1 protein-coding gene is annotated in these 1,693 nt (G+C 45.0%); it reads left to right on the plus strand.

Translation table 11 applies throughout. The annotated features are described in order from the left end of the window. The first annotated feature begins 1,016 nt into the window (after positions 1 to 1,016). Positions 1,017 to 1,580, plus strand: coding sequence for a hypothetical protein (locus EYO21_03360; GenBank protein ID HIB02850.1), 564 nt, complete (start codon positions 1,017 to 1,019; stop codon positions 1,578 to 1,580). The last annotated feature ends 113 nt before the right edge of the window (positions 1,581 to 1,693 follow it).

Raw genomic sequence — 1,693 nt, forward strand, 5'->3', positions numbered from 1 at the left:
CCTGCAATTACTGTCACTGGCCCGGTGGCGGGAAGCTCGGTAAACAATTCCATTATCAGTTACGAGCTTTCGGAAGCTTTGTCGAGCGGAACTGTCTCATGGGAACCAGCAGGGGGTAATCCGCAGGTAAAAACACTTTCCGGGAGGGAGATTGAAGCAGGGCTTCATCTTGATCTCACGTTGAGCGATTCACCTTCCTTGGCAGATGGCACCGCTTACTCCCTCACTTTTAAAGGAAGTGACATGGCAGGCAATCAAATGGAAACAGTGGTTGTTTCGGATGTGACCTTTGACATTACACCGCCTAAGATAAATGTCGATTTTAGTGGTAGTGCTCCAAGCAGGGGGCTTTTCATTTATGGTTCACCTGTTGGCCTCAACTTTAATGAGGACATGGGAGAAGTGACTTTCCGATGGGAACGGGAAGGTGGAAGCGAAGATTCCGGATCACCGCATATACTCAATGTGGCTGAAGCCGATTTGGGCCAAGGTGATCATGCTGAAGTGAAGATTCCCGGTTCAGAGAAAGTTCTTATCGGTACATCATATACTCTTACTGTTGAAGGTAATGATAAGGCTGGCAATCCAGGCAAAGCACAAAAGGTGGAGAACATTGACATCGTCAGGAACCTTGATGGTGAATGGGCTTATCAGGGCATTGCTATCATTTTATGGGAATTCAGTGGTGGTGAAGATTTCAGCCAGGGTGTTCTATTCGGAAATACCCTCAGTGATAAAAAACCAGGTAAATACGCTATAGACTGGACAAAACGGCCATTTCGGCTGGCTATAAAATATGATGATGGCTCACGCAGGTATGGGCTTTTTGAATTTATCGGCCACAACAAACTAAGGGTTGTATCATCTTCTGAAAAAAGACCATCTTCCTGGTCTGACGGCGATTACTTCGAATTTGAGTTCAGAGAAAATAATATTCCCTAATCCTCCGTTTTCTCTCACATTTCGATTAAGTTCCCACCGAATTTTTTAACATTTATTACAGTTAGGAGAAATTGATGGCTAAAGGAACAAGCTTTGCTGAAAAGGCGAAAAGAGGTGCAAAAAAAGAAAAAGAATTCACAGTAGTCAAGCTTGTGAAATCTGTTGTTTCAGAAAAAACTGGGCATTACCGCTTTCAAGAATCTATGTTGAAAGTCCCCGCGGGTAAGAGTGTGGATGCTTACCTCAAGGAGTTGGAGTCCGGACCTATTGAAGAACTTGAGGAAGTTTCTGATGCTCAGAAACCTGAATCTGGTGAGCCTCAGTTGGAAGAAGTGGAGGAGCCAGGCGATGAACCCGCGGGCGAAAAAGTGGAAGCTGAGACATCTGAGGTAGATCCGGCTGAAATATCTGATGAAGAAGAAGTACCGAATGAAGAAAATGCTGAAGGTGAAGAGGGCGACAATGAAGCTGAAGAACTGGTAGATGAACTCCAGGATGTAGACTCTGAAACCACTGAGGAAGAATCTGTAGAAGAATTTGTTCATGAAGAAGCGTCTTCCGAAGAAACTGTAGATGGTGAACAGGCCGAGTCAGAAGAAGAGGAATCAGAAGAATCTTCCGAAGAGAAACCAAACTGATTTTATCTCTTCATTATATATTGATTACTTGATATTTGGAGAGGTGGCCGAGCGGCTGAAGGCGCACGCTTGGAAAGCGTGTGTGCGTTCACGCGTACCGCGGGTTCGAATCC

It is taken from the genome of Candidatus Neomarinimicrobiota bacterium (genome assembly GCA_012964825.1).
In the GTDB taxonomy this organism is placed as follows: domain Bacteria; phylum Fidelibacterota; class Marinisomatia; order Marinisomatales; family S15-B10; genus UBA2125.

Bases quoted from the DNA above. Each gene is read 5' to 3' on its own strand.
- EYO21_03360 (HIB02850.1), top strand. From the start codon at position 1,017: ATGGCTAAAGGAACAAGCTTTGCTGAAAAGGCGAAAAGAGGTGCAAAA.